The following is an 18,396-nucleotide window of genomic DNA, read 5'->3' on the forward strand; positions in this document are numbered from 1 at the left end:
TCCCAATCAACCTTCGCGCATCATTAAACCGACGGTATTTTCCCGGGCCCTTTCCAGGCATTCCTCACACACCGACTGCGGCAACTCAGGCAGCGCAAAGCTCTGGCCTGCAGGTTTTTCCCAGACGTGCTGGCCCTTGAGGTTGAGCGTGCCGGGGCTGTGGATGTCGATGGCGCCACTCGGGGTTATACGGATGTAACCGCCACCACAGCCCAGGGTGATGCCGTTTTTGGCGGTCACTTGCAGGTGCCCCAGCACCGATTGCAGGGTGATGTCCTGCTGGGCGATCAGGTTCATTACGTCGCCGTGGGATTCGATTGCCAGCGGGCCTTTGCCCGAGACCAGGCGCAGGCCTTCTTGCTGGGCCAGCAGCGAGATGGCCTGGTTGGCGTGAAGGGACAGGCGCTGGGCAGCGGCCAGGTTGATTTCGTCATTGCTTTGCACATACAGCGCCTCGCCACTTTTCAGCAGCAGGCTGGCCGGGGTTACCGCACCGATGCCCTTGGGTGCGCTAAGCAGGATCGCCGGGGCGTCGAGCTCTTTGGCGCTGTCCTGAAACTGCTGCAGACCGTCAATCGCGGGCGGGCGGCTGTGGTGGGCCCGGGCGATGATTTGCCAGTCGGCCACTTGCTGTTTCGCACCCTGCACCAGGCTAGTGGCCGATTGCATGGCCAGAACCTCGCCCTGGGCCTTGAGCTGTTCATCGGCACTGATAAACAGGCCCTTGCCACCCCGAATCGCCCCCCGACCATCAGTGCGCAGTTCAAAACCTTCGCCGCGCTGTTTGCGCTTGGCATCGACGATATGCCCCAGGTTCAACTGGCTCTTGCCGCTGTGCTCGGTGCTGAGTTTTACGTGCTCCTGGCCCCGTGTGTCGTCCATGCGCAGTTTGTTGTTGGTCGGGGTGCGCAGCACGTTGCGCTTGTAGTTGCGCAAGTTCACGTGGTCCGGGCGCTCGCTGTCGTGCAAAGCGTGGGCGATGTACGGACGGTCGGGGTCGCCCTGTTCGAAGGCCACTGCCACTTCGGTGCCGGGGATCAGCGGCAGGTGCATGCCATGGGTGTCACCGGCGTAGGGTCGGGCCAGGCGCAGCCACAGGCTTTCTGCACCGGGCTGCCAGCTGTCGCGGTCGAACAGGAAGTTGACCTTGTAGCGCCCTTCGAGGTCGATGTGGGCGTAGGGGTCGTGTTGCTGCGGGCTGGTGACCCGCGCCGCAACGGTGCCGGCGATCTGGGGTTTGGCCTCAAGGGGCGGGCGAAAGCACACCGTTTGCGAGTACGGCATGGCTTCAAAGTTGACTTCAAAGCTGCGGTCGCGGGCGGCCCGGGTGGTGACTCGATTGATGACTATGCGCGGCAGGAAGGCCTGGGGCGGGTCGCCGTTGACGGTCAGTACCTGGCCCGGGGCCAGGGTCGCGCTGCTGCTGACCCCGCTGAGGCCAGTGCGGCTGTTGAGGTAGCGTTCGTGGCGAATGCGCGCGTAGAAGTAGCCGCTTTCAGTTGGCAGGTCGTCGTCATAGGCGTAACGGTCGCCCATTTCGGTGTAGGGCTCGGCGTAGTGGTAGGCCTCGCCGTAGGTGCCGCTGACGCCACGGGTCTGGTCGAGTTCGCCGTCGAGATGGGCGTGGACGTTGCGCGAGTCATAGGCGCGGATGTTGACGTGGCGCTCCACCACCTGGTGGCTCGATTGCAAGGCCCAGACGCTGTCGTGGCCGCTGCTGCTCATGCCCGAGGGCGGCAGGTAGTCGACCTCGACGCCGAACTGGTAGAAGCGCTGGTGATCGTGGAATTCCACCACGTCGATATTCAGGCGCTCGTCGCGGGTGAAGCGGTACCAGATGCCGACCTCGGCCAGCAGCCGCGTGATGAAAGCCAGGTCGCTTTCGCCGTACTGCATCACCTGCAGGCGCTTGGGGTATTCCCATAGCAGGTTGAAGAAAAAATCCTGGCCGCGAAAGTCGTGACGGCTGCGCAGAATGCTTTCGACAATTTCCGGCACCGTCTGGTGCTGGTAGATCCGGAACTGTCGGCCGCGGCCCAGCAGTGCCAGGCGGGGTTCTAGGGTGATTTCGTAGCGGCCCTCATCGCGTGACCCGGAAAGGCGCCTGAAGCCGCTGATGACCCCGTTCAATGCCCGCAGGGGCTTGATCTCGGGCCGGACAAACCCCCGATAAGGCAGCGGTTTAGGGGCGGCGTAGAGGCTGAAACTGGCGTCTTTGCCGAGCATGGACTCGGCCGCGATATCAGTGTCGGTGCAAGTGAATTCAATCCGGTAGTTGAACACCTGGCTCAGGCCTTCACTCCCCTCGAAGGCGAGAACGTCGAGCTGCGAAGTAACATTGCGTACCCACAGTTTGTGGCGGCTGTGGTCAAAAAAAGTGCGCAGTTGAGTGGACATGTTCAGGCCTCCAGGGCGCCGGGTAACTGCGCATCTGCAGCGTCAATGAACTGCAGGACAATGCCGTCTTCAGCGTTGTAGCCAAGGTGCACGCCAAGGGTTTTCTGGCGGCCAGCCTGACGTTGCAACAACTGCTGGCTGAGCACCGGCAGGATCTGCTGGTTGAGCAGGCTGTCGATGTTGCGCGCCCCGGTGTCCGGCAGCAGGCAGGCCTCCACCAGCGCCTGGTTGAGGGCGGGGTCGATGCGGCACTCCAGGGCGTAGTGACGCTGCAGGCGCCGGGCAACCTGGCCCAGCTTGATCGCCACGATGCGCTCCAGGGCGTCGGCTTGCAGGGGGCGGTAAATCAGGGTCTGGAACCGCGCCAGCAGGGCCGGCTGGAAGTGCTCGCGCAGGATCGGGCGCAGCAACTGGTGCAGGGTGCTGTCCGGCGCTTCAGGGGACTGTTGCAGGCAGGCGTGCAGTTGATCGCTGCCCAGGTTTGACGTCATGAGAATCACGGTGTTGCGAAAGTCGATTTCGCGCCCTTCTCCATCGCGCATGCAGCCGCGGTCGAACACCTGATAGAACAGGTTGAGGACATCGCGGTGGGCCTTCTCCACTTCATCCAGCAGTACCACGCTGTAGGGCCGCTGGCGCACAGCCTCGGTGAGCACGCCGCCCTGGCCGTAGCCGACGTAGCCGGGAGGCGAGCCCTTGAGCTGGCTGACGGTGTGGGCTTCCTGATATTCCGAGAGGTTGAGGGTGATCAGCGATTTTTCGCCACCGAACAGCCGGTCGGCCAGGGCCAGGGCGGTTTCGGTCTTGCCGACGCCACTGGTGCCCACCAGCAGGAACACACCCAATGGCGCTTTCTCGTCGGTCAGACCGGTTTTGGCCGCACGCAGACGCCGGGCCAGGGCGCCAAGGGCGTGATCCTGGCCGATCACCTGCTCACCCAGTTGTTGTTCCAGCTGCAGCAGGCTGGCCTGTTCGTCCTTGAGCAAACTGCCCAGGGGTACGCCGGTCCAGTCGGCAATCACTTCCGCCACACTGCGCACGTTAACGTCCAGCGACAGCAAGGGCTGGTTGCCCTGGGCTGCGCTCAGCCGTTGTTGCAACTGCAGGCAGGCGTCCATGCGCGGCGGTTGGGCCTGACGGGCATCGAGCAGTTGTCGGGTAAGGTCGAGTTCGTGGCGGTATTGCTCTTGCAATTCGGCTTGCTGACGCTGCAGGTCGGCGTGTTGCGCAGCGATGCTGGCCAGGCGTTCGGCGGCGGGGCTGCCACTCAGTTGGCGGTCTTGTTCAAGGGCCAGGCGCTCCAGCTCCAGGGCGCTGTGCCGGGCCTTGAGACGCACCAGTGCCTGGGGCTCGCAGTCCAGGCTCATGCGCACTCGGGCACTGGCGGTGTCGAGCAGGTCGACGGCTTTGTCCGGCAACTGGCGGCCGGTGAGGTAACGCCGCGAGAGGTTGACCGCCGCCTGTACCGCGGCGTCCTGGATATGCACGCCGTGGTGGCTGGCATAGCGGGCCTTGAGGCCGCGCAACATCAGGCAGGCGCTGGCGTCGTCGGGCTCGTCGACCTTGACCGTCTGGAAGCGTCGTTCAAGGGCCGCATCGCGCTCGAAATACTGCTTGTATTCGCTCCAGGTGGTCGCGGCGATAGTGCGCAATTCGCCTCGCGCCAGGGCCGGCTTGAGCAGGTTGGCGGCGTCAGCACCACCGGCCTGGTTGCCGGCACCGATCAGGGTGTGCGCTTCATCAATAAACAGCAGAACCGGGTGCGGCGCTTGTTGCACCGCGTCAATCACGTTTTTCAGGCGTTGTTCGAACTCGCCCTTGACCCCGGCGCCAGCTTGCAGCAAACCCAGATCCAGGCTGCGTACGCTAACCGGCTTGAGGCTGTCAGGGACATTGCCCTCGCTGATGCGCAATGCCAGACCTTCGACCAGCGCCGTCTTGCCAACCCCGGGTTCGCCCACCAGCAACGGGTTGTTCTTGCGCCGACGGCTGAGGATATCGATGACCTGACGGATCTCGTCGTCACGCCCGAACACCGGGTCGATCTGCCCTGCCCTGGCTTTGGCCGTGATGTCCTGGGTGAATTTGTCCAGTACCGCCAGCTGCACTTGCGCCTGGTCGCCGGTGGACACCACCGGGATCTCGATGAACTGCGCGGCGGCCTGTGACTGGAGCTGCGGGCGCTCTTCGGAGTGCTGGTCAAGCAGTGCGGACAAGTGCTGCAACTGGCTGGCGCTGATGCTGAGCAACGGCCAGGCCGCCTCACACGCGAGCAACCCGGGCGTTTCCAGCAGCGCACCGAGCAGGTGGGCCGAACGCAGGGTCTCATGGTTGCCGTCCAGCGAAGCCAGCAGCCAGCCGTTGCAGATCAGCTGTTGCAGCCTGGCGCACAGCTGCGGCTTGCCTTGCACGCTGCGCGGCAGGCTGTCGAGGTGGTCAAGCAGGCCACGCCAGATGGCATCCATATCCCATTCGTAGCGACGGGCAATAAGGGTCAGGTCGCCCTCGCCCTGCTCCAGCAATTTGAGCAACCAGTGCTCGATGCTGATCAGCCCGTGGCCGCGGCTCTGGCACAAGGAAGCCGCAGCACTCAGGGCCTGGGCGCAATAGGGGTTGAGACAGCGCAGCAAACGGGTGGCATTGTGGGCCATGGGGTACATCCCTGTTGTGGATTCTCGGCGGGTCGTCAAAGGCACATGCCGTTCGATGTGTTTGGCTCAGCGCCCGCGAACGGAGGCTCAACCCTGCACACCGCAAACCTGCAGGCGGATACCCGCCCGCAGGTCTTCTGGCGTCAGACGCTCGGGCGTTCGCTCCAGGAATCGTCGTGAATAATGTTGCCGTCCACGAAGGTCCAGGTGATCTTCTCGTAGCGCAGCTCAACCTGTTCCAGGTGGTTGTGCCGTTCCTTGTCCTGGTCCTTGATGTCGTGCATTTTCGGCGCGACCTTTACCACCTTGACGTTTTCCAGGGTGGTGTTGAAGTACTCGACTTCCTGGCCCGCATCATCAATGCGGTACCACTTGAACTCGGCTGTCTTGAGGGTCTGGCCTTTGCTCACAGCCTTGTACAAGTAGGGGCTGGAGGCGTCGATTTCCTTGGTGAAGGTGAACGGGGTGTGGACCCGGGTGCCGGTCAGCTTGCCAGTGTTGTTGTCTGTGGGGATGTACATGCTGTGATCCTGGGCCAGCACCTCGATGCTGCCTTCGCGCTTTTGTACGTCCACAGATCCCTTGATATCGGCACCGCCGTCATCTTTCAGCCACAGGTAAACGGGAATAGCCATGTGAAGCTCCTTTTTTCAACATTCAACTGCCGCGGGGTTGCGACAGATGGGGTTCAGCCCGGCGTCGTCGCGGGCAGCCTGCAGGCCCCCGCTTCCGGCACCAGGCGAATATCGACGCGACGGTTGGCGGCACGCCCGGTCTCGCTGTCATTGCTGGCCAACGGCTGGCTGGCGCCAAAGCCCTGGACGGCAAAGCAGCTGTCGGGGATGTCGCCCATGCGCTGCATCCAGTCGCGTACCGCAGCGGCTCGCATGCGGGATAACTGAAGGTTTTGCTCAGGGTTGCCGGTGGCATCGGTATGCCCGGCAATGACGATCAACCAGTCTGGCTGGACCTTGATGTTGACCAGAGCGCCAATCAGCACCTTGGTCGAGCCCGGCTTGAGTTCGGCGCTTGCGGTGCCAAACAGCGACAGGCTGTCCAGCCGCACCGGGGTGGAAGTGTTGCCGGGCGCCGGGGTTGCGACCTGTGTCGGTGCCGGCAGCCGATGCCTGGCAATGAGCGCCAATAGAGGCAGGCGCAAGATTTCGCCACGGTACAGGCCCAGCCCGAGCGCAGCAGGCTCGCCATGCCGGTAGTAGGCGTCCAGGCGCATGGCGTCCTCGCGCAATACGGCAACGGCGTCTTCGCGCAAGGCTGATTGGCCCTGGTCTGCCGGTCCGGCGGGAGCAGTGGCGTGGTAGCGGCGCAGATCATCGCTGACCTGGCGCAACAGCAGCTTGTTTTCCCAGGCCGAGCTGACCATGGCGACCACAGCAGCCACCACGAATAACCACAGCGCCGTGATACCGGCCCGCAACACCGGGGAACGCCGGGGCCCGACCGACAACAGATCGAGCAACGGATCCGCAAATGGCAGCGCCGCATCGGCGCCCACCACCGATTGCCCGGCATCCGTCAGCCCGGTCTTTTTATCCAGCCATTGCTGCCACAGATTGCCCTGGGCCGTGCCTGGCAGCACCGGGACCTGGGTGATGACACAGGCCAGTGGCGGGCCAAGGTCGCGGCTCGCAAAGTGCGCCAGTATGCTTTGCTTAAGCCAGGCGGCCGCACTGTCGATTTGAAGGCTGCGGCACAGGCGGGAGGCGCCGGTTGCGCTGTCGGGGGCCTGGCGCTGCCAGTCGGCCAGGCTGCAGCAGGCACCGGCGTCACGCACCACGGGGCCAGCCCGGGCGCCCTCCCAACTGAACCAGACGCCTTCACTTTTTGCCGCTTGCAGGTAGCTCACCAACACCAGCGGCAGGGCAATACCACGCTTGCGCACCAACGCGAGCTGACTGCAAAAGGTCCGCACCCGCCCCGCCAGCTTTTGGCCGTCGCTGTGCTCGCCGGGGTTGGCGATGAACATCACGCTCAGTTGCCCGCCCCAGTCCGGGCGCAAGGCCAGAATGCCGGTGGCCACGGTACAAAGCTGGTCCACGGCCGGTACTCGCACATAACAACCCTGCGCGGTGCTACGCACGGCCAGTTGCCCGGCCGTTACTGCACCAAACAAACCGCCCAGGCCGTCCCCACAGACCAGGATCACCGGCTGACGCCACGCAGCCGGCGGCAGAGATGCCTCGCCGCCCAGCAACAGGCGCCGGCCCCGGTGCGCAAAAAGGCGCCCCGTGCGGCGCCAGGCCAGAGCCACCCCGATCGCGACCATCAGGGCAACCACGACACGGGTCCAGCCAGTAAACGGCATGATCAACAACAGGGCAAAGGCCAGTACACCGGCCCACAGCCACAGGCTTCGTGTCAGCTTTAGGGTCATGAGCGCTCACCCCTGGCCAGGCGCAAGGGTGGCGACCAGTGCACCCAGCCAGCGGTCCAGCCCCCACCAGACGCCGACCAGCAACAGCCCCGCCGCCATAATGTGCAGCTGCGCCGACGCTGACCGGCCTAGCGACGACATGAATGGACCGCTCCCTTGCGTGTTGATTGCCTGATTAAGTTGCAGGGGAGCAACGCGTGCATTGAGGTCGGCCAGCAGTTGCTCGCGTTCGGGATCATTCAGATCGCGGTAGCGGCCCTGGAAGCCAAGCATCAGGACCCGCTGAAAGGCCGTCAGTACCAGCACCTCAGGTGCGGGCTGCAGCAGTGCTTCGCGCATCTGCTCGTACAAAAATTCACCGGCCTGGTGGCTGCTGAAAAAACGCGTCTGCAAGGGTTTGCCGGCCCAGTCGGCATGGGCATTATCCGTGGCGCAACCAAGGACTGTTTCATCCAGCAAGGCGCACTGGGCGTGGCTGATCAACTCGAGGCTGTGTTTGCTCACGCCGGCGTCTTTGAGGCCCTGCTGAACCTGCTCGACCTGCTTCTCGCAGCGGGTCCATAAACCCGGACTGTTTTGCATCGAAGCGCCCTGGCGCAGCTCGACCACCAGCAGGTAGCTGTCTTGCAATAACGCATCCAGGTCCGACGCGCTAAAAGCAGTTTTTTTGGTGATGTTCAGGCTCATGTGCGCAGTACCGCAAACAGTTCAAGCTTGATGTCGGGCAAGGTGCCCGGCACGTAAAAGGCGCAGGTCCCTTCAGCCAGCATCGCCTGCCCTTTGGGGTGATCAAGGTCGAGGGCGAAGTACTGGTTTTCCAGGCGCAGCGGAATGGCCGCCGGCACATGACTGAGGGCCTGCAATGGCACGCCGTCGAGTGCTGCGTTGACCAGATAATCCACCTCGTCCGGAGGCCCCGCCTTGCACAGGCGCGGGAACTGGATCTGCAACTGCGCAGCCGGCATGCGGCACCGCACCGAGAGGTAGAAGTCGGCACCTTGCGGCTCACGCAGGCGGGCATCATTGAGCGTGACTTGCCAGCGATTGGCCCCCGTCGCCTCCAGCTCCAGGGCAATAACCCGCGATGGCAGGCTGGCTTCCAGCAAGGTCGAAAGGGTGCGCATCAAGGGCGCAAATACGGTTTCCAGCCGCTCATGCCGATAGGCTGGAATCTTGTCGATATCGTGTTCCAGAGAAAAGGTCAGCAGGCTGCCGGCCAGCTTGACCAGCTCCAGGTACACCTGCTCGGGATGACGGGCCGGATGAGCCTTGAGATCGGCCAGCACCGGTTGATAGGTGTTCAACGCGTTGAGCAGCCAGAACAGCGACACATCGGCCACGGCAAAGTCCGCCATGCGCTGGTTGCTCTCGCGCCGCATGCCCATCAACCGTTGCCGCTTGGCAGACAGTTGGGTCAGCAGATTATCCAGTTGAACCAGCAGCCCCGGATGGGCCGCGAAACTGAGCAGTGGCGGCACATAGTCAGGGTCCAGGTGCCAGGCGCCCTGCCCGTCGCGCACCAGTCGTGCGACCGGGCACGTCAGATAATCGGCATTCTCGTCGTTGGCCAGGCGCAGGCTCAGGACGTGCTCCAGCACGCCCATTGACTGCACCTCGTCGGCGTAGATGTCCTGCACTTGGCGCCAGTCCTGGCGATAACGGGTCGGCCGGTCGGCCCGCGAACCGTCGAACACGCAGTTATTGCCATTGCCTTGTTCCAGCGGCAACGCCAGCAGCAAGGTTGCAGTCCGGGCGTTGCCGGGCAACAGGGCGGCCAGCTCCAGAGCAGGCGGCAGCCGATCCACATGGTCGGAATCGATCAGGGTGCCATCGGGCATGCGCACCCGCAGTTGAGTCGCCTTGAGCTTGCCCAGGCGTAAGGCCTGCAGGTCGAAGCCGACCGCCTCGACCCCCCAGGGGTGAACGAGGGCCAGGTGGGCCAGGCTCTCGTTGGCCCAGGCTTCCCAGCGTGCCTGCTGCTGGAATTGTTGCGGGGACAGCAAGGCACCCGCAGCCCACAGGGGGCGGTCGATTTTCATGACATCGTTTCCCTACGAAGGAGTGACTTAAGCTTTTGCCTTGGGCATCTGCGAAACCAGCGACAAGTTGACGTCCATGCCTTCAACCTGAAAGTGCGGTACCGCGTACAGCTTGACGCGGAAGAAACCGGGGTTGTCCTCGATGTCTTCTACCGTCACCTTGGCATCGCGCAGCGGGTGGGAAGCCTGCAGATCGTCGCTCGGGTCAGTCATTTCGGTGACCAGGCCACCGATCCACTTGTTCAGTTCCAGTTCCAGCAAACGGCGGTCTTTGGTGGTCCCGATGTTTTCGCGCTGGATCAGCTTGAGGTAGTGGGCAATGCGCGACAGCAGGAATATGTACGGCAGGCGCGAATTGATCCGGCTGTTGGCTGTGGCGTCGGCGGTGTCATACAGCGCTGGTTTTTGCGCCGAGTTGGCCGAGAAAAAACACCCGTAGTCACGGTTCTTGTAGTACGAAAGCGGAATGAAACCGAGGTTGGCAAACTCAAATTCGCGGGTTTCCGGGATCATCACTTCGGATGGAATCTTCACCTGGTTGCCCGTGCCCAGGTCATACAGGTGGATCGGCAGTTCGGTGACCGCGCCACCCGATTGCGGGCCGCGAATCTGCACGCACCAGCCGTTGCTGATAAAGCTCTTCACCATGTTTGCAGCGAAGGCGAACGAAGCGTTGGTCCACAGGTATTTCTCGTGGTCCGGGCCCTTGACGCTTTCGATGTAGTTGAAGCTGCGCACCGGCACGGTGTCCGGACCATAGGGCAGGCGGCCCAGTACGCGCGGCATGAGCAAGCCGATGTAACGGGAATCGTCGCTCTCGCGGAACGCCTTCCACTTGATGTATTCGGCACGGTCAAAGTAGTTGCCGATGTCTTTGATGGCAGCCACTTCTTCCATCGACTGCTTGCCAAAGAACGCCGGGCCTACCGATCCAATGAACGGCATATGGGCTGCGGCTGCCACTTTGGACAGGCTGCGCAGCAGGGCTATGTCCTGCGGGCTGCGGTTGAATTCATAGTTGGAAATGGCCGCGGCGATCGGCTCGCCACCCGGGGTGTCGTACTCCTGGGTGTAGGTATGGAAATACAGGCCGCTCTGGGCAATTTCAGGCGCGTCTTCGAAGTCCTGAACCAGATGTTCCTTACTGATATCCAGCAGTTCGATCCGCACGTTCTGGCGAAAATCGGTCTGGTCGATCAACGACTTCACGCCGCGCCAGGTCGACTCTACACGCTGGAAGTCAGGATGATGCATGACGGCGTCAAGTTGCCGGCTGATCTGTGCATCGAGGGACGCGATATGCTCATCGAGCAGCATCTTGTCCAGGCGCTCGACTTTATGCGAAGACTGTTTGAGCAGGTCAAGGAATACACTTACAGCTGCTGTCACCCGTTCATCCGCAGAGGCTTCCGACAAGGACTCGGGGTTTTGAAAAGTTTCAATCGCTCCCAACTCGGCAACCGGGCTGAGGTTAATCTTGGCAAACAAGGCGCCGTATACACCCTGTGCGTTATCTGCATCGCGGGTTTTAGTGTGTTGCAGGGATGTTTGTTCTACCGACATGACGATTAACTTCCTTATTAACGGGCCGGATGGCAATTAACTGTTTGCTTGTGGTGCCAGTCCAGCCAGTTCGGCTCGCAGTTCATCGCTCAGTGCGTCGTCCTTGAGAATGCGCTCCAGCTCATGGCGAAAGGTGGCGTTGTCCAGCAGGTTGGATTTAAGGTCGCGCAACAGGTTGCGCATCGCCAGTAGAGCCCGCAGCTGCGGGATTTGCCGGGCTACCTGTTCGGGCTCAAAGTCTTTCATGCCCTGGAAATTCAACTCGACCGGGGTGTCGCAGGTGTCATCGAGCAAGGTATTGGGCACCGCCAGCGTCAAGGCTGGAGCAAACTCGGCCAGCACACTGTCAAAGTTGTTTTTATTGACCCCCTGTTTGTTTCTTTCCGATAACGTACGTTGCTCTTTGCCATTACTGTAATCACCCATCACCATCAATTTAAGCGGCAGTTCCATCTTCTTCTGCGCACCGCCGGTGTGCAAATCAAGCTTGATATTGACCCGCGATTTTGGCACTTCATTCTGAAAACTGTTTGCAACCATAAATCCTCCAGACACAACTCTACGAGACGGTAACCCGTCACACCACCAGACAACCCAGAGTGAAAGTTATACGTGGCGCCCGACAGGGACCTGTGTTTTTTGCTCGGCGCGGATTCTAGTCAATTCACAAGACAAAAAACAAACAATAAATGGCGAACTATTACTCAATAGTTACGAGCCCTTATAAATTTTATCTTGTATGTAAGAAGGGTCTGAAAGTTTATGGGAATTATCTGAAAAACATATCCTAATATTCTTATTAATTCCTAAACAACAAGAAGAGCACAGGTTTATTACACGACTCAAGCGAAACTTCAACAATCTCCCTGTTAGCAGGGTCAGGTAGGTCGCGCCAATCCCGTTTCAACAACCAAGAGGGAGGCGCGGTGATTTACCGGGCGCACGTGCAGGCGACTGACCGGGGCCGGTCAGTCGCCTGATGTGCAGCGCTGGATATCAGGTTTTGTGCTTCAGCTCACCAGACCTGGCGCCGCGCCCCCTGACTTGATCGCCGGCGTTACGCTAAAGGCAATCCTTACAGAGTCGGCACTATTGCCATTTTGGATGACCCGCACTTCCCTTGGACCGGCCGGGAACGCAAGCCCCTCATGGGACCAGTCACCGCTGGTATTGACCAGGGCCCTGCCCACCCGACGCCAGCGGCCGGCGGGCGTACCCTGTTCGATGGCAACCGTAGCGCCGGGTGTGCCCTTGCCGGCATATGTCGGGGCATGGTGTTCATCGAACGACCCGCCATTGACGGGGAACGTCAATGTCACAGGGATCTGGACCTCCTGCTCGACGTTGAAGCTATGCCTTGCGCCTGCGCCATGGTCATTGTTCTGTACCGCCGCGACCCCCCAACGGTTGGCAGTGAGTTTCTTGCGGACCAAAGACCAGTCACCCCGGGGCCCGACCAGCACCGTCCCCACCACATACCAGTCGCCGGTATCCGTGCCCTGGTTGATGGTGATCATCGCGCCCGGCGTCCCCCGGCCTTGATAGACAGGCACGTGGTTCACATCAAACAGGGCCTCTGCTCCCGGCGAGAGCAATGTCACCGGAACCTGAACTTTGGTAACGGTAAAGGTATTTCTGGTGGAGACGGAATTATCGCTGCCTTGTAACGCCCGCGCTTCCCGTGTGGCGGCAGGAAGCTTCTGACCAATACAGGACCAGTCACCGTTGGTATTGACCCTGACCTCTCCCACCCGATACCACTGACCTGTGGTTGTACCCTGCTGGACTGTGACCATGGCGCCCGGCGTGCCCCGCCCCTGATAGACCGGTATGTGGTGTTCATCGAACGTTGCCCCCCGCTCAGGAGAGGTCAATGTGACGCGCACCTCGACCGCCCGGGCAACGGTGAAGGCATTCACTGCAATACTGGCCCCGATGCCGCTTTGGGTTGCCCGCGCCTGGTACTCTGCGGCGACGAGTTTCTCACCCGCCAGGGTCCAGTCACCGGAGCTATTGACCGTTGCCCCGCCCACCAAAACCCATGAGCCCGAACTTGTACGCTGCTCGATGATAACCGTGGCACCCGGTGTTCCACGTCCTCGGTAGACGGGCTCGTGATTGACATCAAACAAGGCGTCCTCCACGGGAGAGCTCAATGTCACAAGAGCCGGGGGTACAGCCGTTACGGTGAAGGTGGTGACATCAGAACCGCTTGCGCCGTTGCTTTGTGTCGCCCGCGCTTCCCGAGAGGCAGCGGGAAGTTTCTGACCGGTCAAGGACCAGTCTCCGTTGGTATCCACCTGGGTCGCTCCCACCGGATACCAGGCGCCTGTGGTCATACCCTGTTCGATCGTGACCCTCGCGCCCGGCGTCCCTCGCCCGGCATATACCGGCGCATGGTTGGTATCGAATGACGAACTGCCCACAGGAGACATCAGGGTTAGCGGGATAGTTACCGCCTGAGCAACGGTAAAGGCATTTACCGCAAAACCCGTTCCGCCGTGACTGAGTGTTGCCCGCGCTTTGCGTTCACCAACAGTCAAACACTGGCCGATGAACAACCAGTTCCCGCAAGCATCGATTGTGGTTGTGCCCACCCGCTCCCAGTCGCCGCCGGGAGCAGCCTGCTCAAGGGTGACCATCGCACCCGGCGCACCGCGCCCCTTGAACACCGGTACGTGGTTCACATCAAACAAGGCACCCTCTGCCGGGCTGGTCAAAGTACCGGGAACCTCCAGGGGCGAAAGATTGGACTCAATAAGGTCAGTCGACCGGTCCATGTTGTGCCAGATGGGGTGGCGCAGTGCAGAGAACCGCGCGAGTTTGCTGCGGGTGTCAGCCTCCAGCGGCATGCCCCACTCTTCAAAAAACGGAGTGAGATCACGCTCTGCCACGGTCGCAGCCGTGATCATAAAGTGCTGCATCACAGCGAGATCGGTTGGCGGTTCGGGGGTGCCTTTGGCGTTCTCCAGGCGAAACTGCTGGGACAGCCGTGCATAAAAATCAGCGCCGAAGCCACGGCGCAATTGATCGAACATCAGAAGCTGGACCCAACCACTGGTGAGCCCTAAAAAATTACGTTCAGCAATCGGTGTCTCACGAAACTGCGCGACCGCATTGCGCACCGACACACTGTCGATACGGTTGGGGTAGCCCTGCGCCTCCTGCACTGCAAGCGCGGGGATATTCACGGTGACCTCAATAGCGCCCCTGTAATTGAACTCCTTCATCTGATAGGTGTGGCCGACTTCATGGTAAAAGCCCCACTGATCATTTTCAGGGCCTGCCAGAAGGTGGCGGCCCGCCGCGGTGGCGTTCTGGAAGGTGATGTGATAATCCGTCGCCGACGCGTAACCGGGGCCGACGTCAGGATTAATAATGTGGATACGGTGCGCGGATTTGTGTGCGGCATCATTGGCGTACTTAGATAGCCCATAGAGCGCGTTGGTGGTGGCGACAACGGAGTCCATCATCTCAATCCTGCGGTCCAGATCCAGACCCGGCAAAGATGTCGCCAGAACCATCTGAACATCAAACAGGACGTATTCTCCGACAAGTACGAAAAATGGAGCCGTATTCCAGGTCTCGACCTGCACGTCGAAGTCAGCCCGACTTGTCACACCTTTGACATAGGTTGGAACGGGTTGTCCGCCGTATATTTCGACGGTCGCTGGCGTGTTGTAGATCCGGTTTTGTACATAAACCATGCCATCCACCAATGCCTCAATCCGGTTTTGGCCGGGATTCAAGGCAACTAGCTGGCGTCCGGTGACCTTTCCATCATTATGTTTTGCATATTGGCCATACAGGCCTATCACCAGTTCAAGCCCCCTGACCGAGGGTTCTACGGTGACGGTCAATACTGTGCCTCTGCGCACATAACGGCCAGAGGGCTGAAAATGACTGTGATATTTATATCTGCCCTCCATTTTATAAGCCTCTTCTGCACTGCCCAGGGCTTCAGCGCGAAGGGTGGACTTTTGGGCGGTGACGACAAGTTGCAGGGGAACATTGCACTCAGAAGCTGAACGCTTGTTTACGGACACACTCATAACGATCTCTATTTATGCGGTTGATAATAAAAAGTATTGGTGGGTCATACAGGTGTTCTAACAACAGCTGTCGATGTGCACATTTAAATTTCAAGACCGCTCTGAAACAGAACTTCCAGAGCATCTCGAAAGCAGCGCATTACTGCTGGCCGGTGTTACCGGCACTGAATAAATCTATAACTTTGCGGGCGATAGAGTTAAGACACCCATCCCCCACTGTTACCAAACATACACGTGCGGCGCAGACGCCATTGTCCTACCGGCACCTGCGGACAGACCCAACTAGCGACGTACATTGGTAATAGCGCGATACCAGGCGTCGCGACTGATCGCCCAAGTGGTATCCAGGGTTATATGTTGAGAAAGTTGATTCATTAAATGCCCTTGGGTGATGTTCCGCGGCGCGCTTAGATGCCAATTATAAAACTCAGAACTCAAAGATTTTTGAGTCCAGGGATTTATATTTGCGCGGCGCAATTCGGAGGGCAGATACATGGGGTGTTTATCGGCGGCGATCAGTCTGACTTCGTTAACATAATAGGGATTATTTTCGAACACGGAGAGTAGGGTCTCGCCCGCGGCATTTTTAATAGCCACATTGGGAACAATATTCTCTGGCAAAACCAATGGCGCTCTGGAGAGCCTGTAATATTCCCGAACCTCGTCAAACGCTTGCAAGCTGGTGTTGCCGTACCGTCTTGCTGCAAGGGGAATAATATGTTTTGCAGGTCCGTAAGGGTTCAGGTTACGCGTTCCAAGCCATATTTCCCTCGGATCACCTTTGTTGAAAGCCAGGTCCTGAAGTTTTGGCACGCCCCCCGCATGTTGCAGCCTGCCCTGCAACGAGCCCACGCCCATGCCGAATGCTTTGACCTTTTTGGCAGCGGCACTGGCAATCGACGGCGCCGCCGATGCCAGGCCCGTGGCCATGCCCACATAGCCCAGAATCCGCCCTGCGTTTTCATTGCCGCTGGCCAGCAAGACTATGGAGGCGACGTCTGCGGCCAGCGACACCACACTCAGGGTCGCAGTGGTCACCGCCACCATATAGCTGGCGGTCAGGGCTGCGGCAGGTGCCGCCAAAGCACCCAGTGACGCCACGGTGCCGATCATGCCCAGTACGAGCCCCGCCGCCGGCAACAGCCAGTCGGTCCACGCATGGCCCGACGGGTCGATGCGGTTCACCGGGTCACCCGCGCAATAGGCATAGCCATTGAGACCGCCTTCCCCGAAAGGGCTGAGGCTGTCGCGGCTGTGAAAACGCATCAGCACCGTGTTGTAGATCCGGTAGTCGCCGAGGAAATACCAGCCGGTGTCTTGTTCGCGCAAGGCGCCGGCGTAGCCCAGTCGGCTGGCTCCGGGTTCGGTTGTGCTCTGGCCGTAGGCGCCGTAGACCGGGGTATTTACTGTGTCCTTGGCTTCAGTGGTCACTGAGCCCTGGGCATCGGTGCCCAAGAGCATGACTTCACGCACAGCCGAGGCCAGTCGGCTCTCGGCAACCGGCACCGCTCCGGCACGGACCCAGCGGGTTTGTGTGGTTTCACCCACCTCGCAGCTGAGCTGGCCGCCGGTGTGGTAGCGCCAACGCGGACCGGTAGCGTCCTCGGTCTTGATGATCTTGCCGCCCGGTCCGTAGTGCCAACGGCGCTGGCCTGTAGGCAGAGTTACCCCTATGAGTCGGCCTAGGGCGTCGTAGTGCAACGGATTGCCGCGTTCGTCGCGTTTGAGATTGCCCAGCGCGTCGTACTCCAGGGTCACCGGTGCCGGGTAATCGGGTCGGCTGTGGCTGATGCTAATCAGCTGGGTAAGGTCGGAAGGGTTGTAGCCAAACACGCTGACATTGCTTTCGCTGCCGTCGGAAAATACCGTTTCCAGACGTCGCACGTTGTCGAGGGCGTCGTACTGGAAATGCTGCTCGCGGTAGCTGCGACCGTGGGCGTCTTCGGGTAGCGATGGGCCTGTAAGACGATGGGAAATCATCCGTCCGCGCAGGTCGTAGTCGAAGGTTTCACTGCGCACCAGTGTGCCGTCACGGGTCAGTTCGCGCTGGGTGAGCTTGCCGTCTTTACGCCATTGTTGGGTTTGCACTTCTACCTGCTGTCCGGACGGGGTGCGGGTTTCGGTAGTGCGACGGGCCGGGCGGCCGAGGCTGTCGTAGCCCAGGGCTACGGTCATGTCTCGCAAGCTGTCTTTTGATTGGGTGCGCTGTTGGTGAATCCGTGACGCCGCATCGTAGGTAACGGTGACCGTGACGTCGGGACCTTGCTGCTGACTCAATCGTCCAAACCCATCGTACTGGCAGCGCTGTTCCGCGCCGTCGGCATCGGTCAGACGCGTGACCTTGCCCGATGGCGTGGTGGTTTGCTGTTGCGAGCGTGGTTGGTCGCCTTGCCAGGCGTATTCGGCCTTGGTCAGCAAGCCCGACGGTGACCAGTGATCTTTCTGTTGCCCCAGATTGCCTTGCGACTCCAGCAAACGGCCACTTAGCGGATCGTATTTATTGAACACGCTGATGCCCGGCGCCTGCATCGATAGCAGCGCGCCGCCCAGTTCTGGTTGGCGTTCTGTGACTACTTCGGTGCCATCGGGCAGCGTCCGGGTATGAGCGTGGATTTGTCCTTCGGCGTATTGCCATTCAGAGACACTCTGGCCGACCTTTTCCCACACCAGTCGGCCAAGACCGTCGTATTTACGCTCGCCCAGCACGACTTCGTTAATACCCAAAGAAGGATGAGAGATCGAGACCGTGGCCGGTAATTCACCGTCGTGGCCTTCGGCATAGGTACGTTTAATGAGCGACCCATCTGGCAGCGTGGTCGACACCAGTCGGTCGCGCACATCCCATTCCTGCAAGGTCTTGCGGCCCATGGCATCGGTCTGGCTGATGCAGCGCCCCAGACCGTCATAGCTCCAGCCCAGTTCGTGCTGCAGCACGCCGTCGGCGCAATAGAGTTCTTCTTTAAGGGGGCGTCCATCGAGGGTATGGGTAGTGACGGTTTTGGCCCCGGCCACGCCATTGGCGTCGGTCTGCCAACTGGTTCCGGTCAGGGCTACCGGGTCGGCTTGAGTGTGCTGGGTGACGCCGTCCGCGGACGTTTCCGTCAGCACATTGCCCCAATCGTCAAAGGTGCGTTCGGTAGTCAGGCTCAGGGCCTGAGTGTCCTCATTCCCGGGGTCGTAGCTGGTCTCACGAAAGACTCGGCCCAACACGTCATATTCGCCGGTCCAGGCGGTATAGATCTCACCGCTGTCGGTCTGTTTTTCTCGACGAATTTCCCGGCCCATACCATCCAGCCAGACCG

At 60.6% G+C, this 18,396-nt stretch carries 10 protein-coding genes; all 10 read right to left on the reverse strand.

All coding sequences use genetic code 11. From position 1 onward, the window contains the following. Positions 1 to 6 precede the first annotated feature (6 nt). A complete protein-coding gene (locus ACP7BO_RS22700) occupies positions 7 to 2,397 on the reverse strand; it encodes a type VI secretion system Vgr family protein (RefSeq protein WP_426212843.1) in 2,391 nt (796 codons plus the stop codon). Between the two features lie 2 nt (positions 2,398 to 2,399). Continuing rightward, on the reverse strand, positions 2,400 to 5,048 hold the full coding sequence (gene tssH, locus ACP7BO_RS22705; RefSeq protein WP_426212844.1) for a type VI secretion system ATPase TssH: 2,649 nt from the start codon (positions 5,046 to 5,048) through the stop codon (positions 2,400 to 2,402). A 143-nt stretch (positions 5,049 to 5,191) separates the two neighbouring features. Beyond that, a complete protein-coding gene (locus ACP7BO_RS22710) occupies positions 5,192 to 5,683 on the reverse strand; it encodes an Hcp family type VI secretion system effector (protein WP_426212845.1) in 492 nt (163 codons plus the stop codon). Between the two features lie 53 nt (positions 5,684 to 5,736). After that, complete coding sequence (locus tag ACP7BO_RS22715; protein WP_426212846.1) at positions 5,737 to 7,440, reverse strand: OmpA family protein; 1,704 nt, start codon at positions 7,438 to 7,440, stop codon at positions 5,737 to 5,739. Positions 7,441 to 7,446: 6 nt separating this feature from the next. After that, positions 7,447 to 8,127, reverse strand: coding sequence for a type VI secretion system protein TssL, short form (gene tssL / locus ACP7BO_RS22720; protein WP_397457158.1), 681 nt, complete (start codon positions 8,125 to 8,127; stop codon positions 7,447 to 7,449). Next, a complete protein-coding gene (gene tssK / locus ACP7BO_RS22725) occupies positions 8,124 to 9,479 on the reverse strand; it encodes a type VI secretion system baseplate subunit TssK (protein ID WP_426212847.1) in 1,356 nt (451 codons plus the stop codon). The genes tssL and tssK overlap by 4 nt, the downstream gene beginning before the upstream one ends. 27 nt (positions 9,480 to 9,506) lie before the next feature. Beyond that, positions 9,507 to 11,042, reverse strand: coding sequence for a type VI secretion system contractile sheath large subunit (tssC, locus tag ACP7BO_RS22730; RefSeq protein ID WP_426212848.1), 1,536 nt, complete (start codon positions 11,040 to 11,042; stop codon positions 9,507 to 9,509). Positions 11,043 to 11,078: 36 nt separating this feature from the next. Next, positions 11,079 to 11,582 carry a type VI secretion system contractile sheath small subunit gene (gene tssB / locus ACP7BO_RS22735; protein WP_426212849.1) on the reverse strand — a complete coding sequence of 168 codons (504 nt, stop codon included), beginning with the start codon at positions 11,580 to 11,582 and terminating at the stop codon, positions 11,079 to 11,081. Between the two features lie 470 nt (positions 11,583 to 12,052). Continuing rightward, a complete protein-coding gene (locus tag ACP7BO_RS22740) occupies positions 12,053 to 15,094 on the reverse strand; it encodes a M60 family metallopeptidase (protein WP_426212850.1) in 3,042 nt (1,013 codons plus the stop codon). A 282-nt stretch (positions 15,095 to 15,376) separates the two neighbouring features. Further along, on the reverse strand, positions 15,377 to 18,396 hold a 3,020-nt coding region (locus ACP7BO_RS22745), incomplete at its 5' end, for an RHS repeat domain-containing protein (RefSeq protein WP_426212851.1).

The organism is Pseudomonas sp. TWR2-1-1 (assembly GCF_049897045.1).
In the GTDB taxonomy this organism is placed as follows: domain Bacteria; phylum Pseudomonadota; class Gammaproteobacteria; order Pseudomonadales; family Pseudomonadaceae; genus Aquipseudomonas; species Aquipseudomonas versuta.

Coding starts and splice junctions, on each gene's coding strand:
- tssL (WP_397457158.1), bottom strand. CDS start 8,127: ATGAGCCTGAACATCACCAAAAAAACTGCTTTTAGCGCGTCGGACCTG.
- ACP7BO_RS22715 (WP_426212846.1), bottom strand. CDS start 7,440: ATGACCCTAAAGCTGACACGAAGCCTGTGGCTGTGGGCCGGTGTACTG.
- tssH (WP_426212844.1), bottom strand. CDS start 5,048: ATGGCCCACAATGCCACCCGTTTGCTGCGCTGTCTCAACCCCTATTGC.
- ACP7BO_RS22700 (WP_426212843.1), bottom strand. CDS start 2,397: ATGTCCACTCAACTGCGCACTTTTTTTGACCACAGCCGCCACAAACTG.
- ACP7BO_RS22740 (WP_426212850.1), bottom strand. CDS start 15,094: ATGAGTGTGTCCGTAAACAAGCGTTCAGCTTCTGAGTGCAATGTTCCC.
- tssC (WP_426212848.1), bottom strand. CDS start 11,042: ATGTCGGTAGAACAAACATCCCTGCAACACACTAAAACCCGCGATGCA.
- ACP7BO_RS22710 (WP_426212845.1), bottom strand. CDS start 5,683: ATGGCTATTCCCGTTTACCTGTGGCTGAAAGATGACGGCGGTGCCGAT.
- tssK (WP_426212847.1), bottom strand. CDS start 9,479: ATGAAAATCGACCGCCCCCTGTGGGCTGCGGGTGCCTTGCTGTCCCCG.
- tssB (WP_426212849.1), bottom strand. CDS start 11,582: ATGGTTGCAAACAGTTTTCAGAATGAAGTGCCAAAATCGCGGGTCAAT.